General features: G+C 40.4%; 6 protein-coding genes. 5 read left to right on the top strand and 1 reads right to left on the bottom strand.

The genetic code is table 11. The features are described from left to right. Positions 1-527 (bottom strand): ATP-dependent Clp endopeptidase proteolytic subunit ClpP (clpP, locus tag AB685_RS25830; protein WP_047973458.1); only part of this gene is annotated, 527 nt, incomplete at its 3' end. A 704-nt stretch (positions 528-1,231) separates the two neighbouring features. Here clpP and rpoN point away from each other — a divergent pair. The 5 genes from rpoN to pgk form a co-directional block, all read left to right on the top strand. Further along, on the top strand, positions 1,232-2,572 hold the full coding sequence (rpoN, locus tag AB685_RS25825) for an RNA polymerase factor sigma-54 (protein WP_047973457.1): 1,341 nt from the start codon (positions 1,232-1,234) through the stop codon (positions 2,570-2,572). Positions 2,573-2,589: 17 nt separating this feature from the next. Beyond that, entirely contained in the window at positions 2,590-2,835 is a 246-nt protein-coding gene (locus AB685_RS25820) for a glutaredoxin family protein (RefSeq protein WP_047973456.1), read from the top strand. Positions 2,836-2,994: 159 nt separating this feature from the next. Further along, a complete protein-coding gene (locus tag AB685_RS25815) occupies positions 2,995-4,020 on the top strand; it encodes a sugar-binding transcriptional regulator (RefSeq protein ID WP_047973455.1) in 1,026 nt (341 codons plus the stop codon). A 106-nt stretch (positions 4,021-4,126) separates the two neighbouring features. Continuing rightward, entirely contained in the window at positions 4,127-5,134 is a 1,008-nt protein-coding gene (gene gap / locus AB685_RS25810; RefSeq protein ID WP_047973454.1) for a type I glyceraldehyde-3-phosphate dehydrogenase, read from the top strand. Between the two features lie 96 nt (positions 5,135-5,230). Further along, a partial coding sequence (gene pgk / locus AB685_RS25805; protein WP_047973453.1) for a phosphoglycerate kinase occupies positions 5,231-5,424 on the top strand: 194 nt, incomplete at its 3' end.

The following is a 5,424-nucleotide window of genomic DNA, read 5'->3' as shown; positions in this document are numbered from 1 at the left end:
GTCATGAAGTTGTCACGATCTGTATCGCGTGCAACGACTTCAAGAGGTTGACCAGTACGTTCTGCAAGAATCTTGTTTAGTGTCGCGCGCATTTCAATAATACGACGAGCGTGAATTTCAATGTCAGATGCTTGACCTTGTGTTCCACCTAATGGTTGGTGAATCATCACTTCACTGTTTGGTAGAGCAAGACGTTTGCCTGGCTCACCGGCAGCAAGTAGGAATGCACCCATTGAAGCAGCCATACCGATGCAGATTGTAGATACTTTAGGCTTGATAAAGTTCATCGTATCGTAAATGGCCATACCCGCTGTGATGGAACCACCTGGGCTATTAATATAAAGAGAAATATCTTTTTCAGGATCTTCTGCTTGTAGGAATAAAAGCTGAGCCACAATGGAGTTAGCTACGTTGTCGTCAATTGCACTACCAAGCATAATGATACGATCTTTTAACAGGCGAGAGTAAATGTCATAAGCACGCTCACCTCGGTTTGTTTGCTCAATAACTGTAGGAATTAAGTTCATGTTCATTTTCCTCCTTATAAATGGATTGTTTCGAAATTATTAGGATGATCCTTGTTGCTTCGCATCCGCCGATACGTTTGATTCTCTTATGTACGGACGACTTTCATATCTTATGTACATCATACCTAATAGGTCAAAGAAGGTCAAATGATTTGCCTCCTCTATTACATACTATTCCCTATCATGGTGCCTAAACCCTTCTTACATCATAGCCGATTTTAAAGTAGTTCAAACGTAAAAGGTCAATCAGTGACGCTTCACTTAGTCAAACGAAGTAAAAGGCGCTTTTCATTGCCAAAGCTCCACCGCCTTCATACCTAAACGAGCCATCTTCACTTTTCGTGTCTAGTTCCAATTCGTTGGCCTGGTAGAAAAAACGGTGAACCAAACGAAGCCAAAAGCCGACTTCTTATTGTTTCCCCTAATTTTTCTCCATACCAGACCACTCATCTCCACTTTTCTTGTCTAGTTCCGATTCCTTGCCCTGCGAGAAAAAATCGGAGCATCAAATGAAGTCAAAAAGCGCCTTCATATTGCTACCCCTTTATTTTTTCGCATGCCAGACCACTCATCTCCACTTTTCTATAGTATAATATGTTTAGTTGGTCTGAAACAGAATTGGTTTCATACTATTTAGTAAGCGCTTTCAAATCGTCATAAAAGGTATAAAATATGGTATGATATCAAATGGGAGGAGGAAGGTTATGCAGTTTGGTCTTTTTCAACAGCAGACGACAACGTTAATCATGACGCAGGAGTTGCGCCAAGCGATTAATTTGTTGCAGTACTCCACAACAGACTTGTCCGCCTTCATACACGAACAGGCACTTGAAAATCCATTGATGGACTTACAAGATCAAGCTTCAATGCAAATGGGAAGCGAATCTTCATATATAGAGGGGTCTATTTCTAATACGAAATCATATCAAAAAAGTGAAGACGAGGCATCGCCGATTGATTATGCGCTGGTTGATCAAGTGAGTTTGAGCGAGCATCTTATTTCTCAAGCAGGGGAGATTGCGTTATCAAAAGAACGTGAGAAGCAACTTCATTATTTCATTTTTAGCTTACGTGAGGATGGTTATTTCTGTCGTTCCTTTACAGAAGTATGCAATGATTTAATGATCAGTGAGGAAGAAGGGGAAGATGTTTTAAGGATTCTACAAAACTTTGATCCCGCTGGAGTTGGAGCGAGGTCTTTGCAAGAATGCCTCTATTTACAACTAAAACGTCTTTCTAATAAAGCTCCTTTAGCAGAAATGATTGTCATGCATCATATGGAGGATTTAGCATCGAAAAAGTGGAAAGCTCTCGCAGTAGAACTAGATGTTACCTTAGCTGATATTCAAGATGTATATGACCTGATTCAAACGCTAGATCCACGTCCTGGCACACAGTTCTCAGGTGAGCCGACAAACTATTTGATTCCCGACCTTTCGATTACGTGGAAGGATAGCGAGTTAGTTGTGCAATTAATAGACGACTCCTTGCCACCGATTCGCTTAAATCGTGATTACGAAAAACTCTTAAAGCAGCCAAATCAGGCTGAAGCGACTGAATATGCGAAGCAAAAGTATCAACAAATACAATGGTTACTTAAAAGCATTGAACAACGTCAACAAACGATCAAAAAAGTAGCGGAAGCGATTGTTAGACATCAACGCGCCTTTTTTGAATCGAAAAATGGAGTGTTAAAGCCACTAACATTAAAAGATATTGCTGAAGAGATTGAGATGCATGAGTCAACTGTGAGCCGGGCAACGACACACAAATATGCACAAACACCTCGTGGATTATATGAGCTGAAGGCTTTCTTTACATCGAGTGTGAAGAACGGATTTGGAGAATCCACTTCAAGTCAGTCCATTAAAGAGTTAATTAAAGAACTAGTGGCCAATGAATCAAAAGCTAAGCCGCTATCTGATCAGAAGATTGTGACGTGGCTTGAGAGTGAAAAGGGCATTACGGTTTCTCGCCGTGCCATTGCCAAATATAGAGATGAACTTGGAATTCCGTCTTCTTCCAAACGTAAGAGATATGAATAGGGGATGAATGTTGGCATATGCTACACGTAGATGTTTATTCGAAACACCACTGCCCACTATGTGATCACGGGGTAGAAATGATGAAAGAACTTCAAAAAGAAATTCCATTTGAGCTATCAGTGATTGATATTTATGAAGATGATGAGTTGCTTTTAAAGTATCAAGTGATGATTCCAGTAGTGGCAGTTGCGGAAGAAGAAATTGATTTCGGACAATTGTCAAAAGAAAAAATAAGAAAACGTTTACTTCAGATAATTGGGTAGATATCGCTTGTAAGTAGATCATTTCCTTGTTAAAATGAACGTGAAGATAAGGATTTGATCTTTTTTTACCCATATCGGGACGCAAAATGACTGTGCGGGACACATTTTATCCCGTTGGGCGATTTGTGTAAGAGTGACGAGTAAGGAGTTTTTTGTTCTATGCGAGTATTGTTAGATATTCAGCAAAAATTATTACCAGACATGCTTGATGTAATGGTGAAACGTTACAAAATACTTCAGTACATTCGCTTAATGCAACCGATAGGGAGAAGGAATTTATCTTCTAACTTGCAAATGTCTGAGCGGGTTTTGCGCACAGAGGTTACTTTTTTAAAAGATCAGGGACTTGTTTCTTTTGCAACAGCCGGCATGACAGTGACTCCAGCTGGTGAAGCGCTCTTTTATCAATTAGAAGATGTCATGAAAGAGTTACTTGGACTTCGCACTCTTGAAGAACAGGTAGAACAAAAGCTTGGGGTTAAAAAAGTGTTAGTGGTGGCAGGAAATAGTGATGAGGATCATTGGGTGAAACACGAACTTGGTCGTGCTAGTATTAGTGAACTAAAGACCAAACGAGAGCCACATGATGTTATTGCAGTTATGGGTGGCACAACACTTGCTGCTGTTGCTGAAATGATGACACCTGATGCTAGTATGCGGGATGTGATATTTGTCCCAGCTCGTGGTGGTCTTGGAGAGAAAGTTGAAAATCAAGCGAATACGATTAGTGCTGAACTGGCAACAAGAGCAGGGGCACAGTACCGGTTGCTTCACGTTCCAGATCAATTAAGTGAAGAAGCTTACTCATCTCTTGTATTAGAGCCGTCAATCCAGGATATCCTAAAGCTGATCAAWTCAGCTAGAGTAGTGATTCACGGAATTGGTGAGGCGAACACAATGGCCACCCGACGTAGATCAAAGGAATCGTTTATGGAAAAGATTGAGCGGGAACAAGCGGTAGCAGAAGCATTTGGTTACTACTTTAACCGTGAAGGAATGATTATTCATAAACAGCGTACAATTGGTTTACAGCTTGATGAGTTGGACAAAGATAAGTATGTGATTTCAGTTGCTGGGGGAGAATCAAAGGCAGAAGCGATTTCAGCTTATATGAAATATCGCCCAAGTGATGTATTAATTACAGATGAGTCAGCAGCTAGAAGATTACTTGAAATTGAACAATGAGAAATTGGTAGATAAAAGGGTTTAGCCCTTTTTGATAATAGATAGGAATTCTATTTACTTTAGTATTTCTTATCAAAACTTACTTACTACTAGGAGGAAATTTATCATGGCAACAAAAATTGGTATTAACGGTTTTGGACGTATTGGACGTAACGTATTTCGTGCAGCATTAAATAATCCGAACGTTGAGGTTGTAGCAATCAATGACCTTACAGATGCAAACATGCTTGCACACCTTCTAAAGTATGATTCAGTACACGGTGTACTTGATGTAGAAATCGAAGTAAAAGACAACGCGTTAGTTGTGAACGGAAAAGAAATCAACGTCTCTGCAGAACGTAACCCAGCTGACCTTGCTTGGGGAGATCGTGGAGTAGAAGTAGTTGTAGAATCAACTGGTTTCTTCACAAAGCGTGAAGATGCTGCAAAACACATCGAAGCTGGCGCTAAGAAAGTAATCATTTCTGCTCCTGCATCTGATGAAGATATCACAGTTGTTATGGGTGTTAACGAAGACAAGTACGATGCTGCTAGCCACCACGTAATCTCTAATGCATCTTGTACAACAAACTGTCTTGCGCCATTTGCAAAAGTTTTAAACGATAAGTTCGGTATCCGTCGTGGAATGATGACAACTGTTCACTCATACACAAATGACCAACAAATTCTTGACCTTCCGCACAAAGATTACCGTCGTGCTCGTGCGGCTGCAGAGAATATCATTCCTACAACAACAGGGGCTGCTAAAGCCGTTGCATTAGTATTACCTGAGCTTAAAGGTAAATTAAACGGTGGTGCTATGCGTGTTCCAACACCTAACGTATCACTAGTTGACCTTGTAGCTGAACTTGATAAAGAAGTAACAGCTGAAGATGTAAATGCAGCATTCAAAGAAGCTAGTGAAGGTGCTCTTAACGGAGTTCTTGCTTATAGCGAAGAGCCATTAGTATCTGGAGATTACAATGGTAACCCAGCTTCTTCTACAATTGATGCATTATCAACAATGGTTATGGAAGGTAACATGGTTAAAGTCATCTCTTGGTATGACAATGAATCAGGTTATTCTCACCGCGTAGTAGATCTTGTTGAATACATTGCTAAACAAGGACTATAATCAGATAAGATAGTATTGGGGGAGGAGAGTATGAGTACTATCTCCCCTTTCCGCTGTCAAGTTTAGAGAGTAGAATGTGACTGGAGGTTCGATCTAATGAACAAGAAAACCGTTCGAGACATTGATCTTAAAGGAAAAAAAGTATTTTGCCGCGTCGACTTTAACGTGCCGATGAAAAACGGTGAAATCACGGATGAAACTCGTATTCGTGCAGCACTACCTACGATTGAATTCCTTGCAGATCAAGGAGCTAAAGTTCTATTAGCTAGCCACCTTGGCCGTCCTAAAGG

The sequence above is a fragment of the Bacillus sp. LL01 genome (assembly GCF_001037965.1).
Note: the sequence above shows the minus strand (reverse complement) of the source record. Positions and strands in the feature narration are given on the sequence as shown.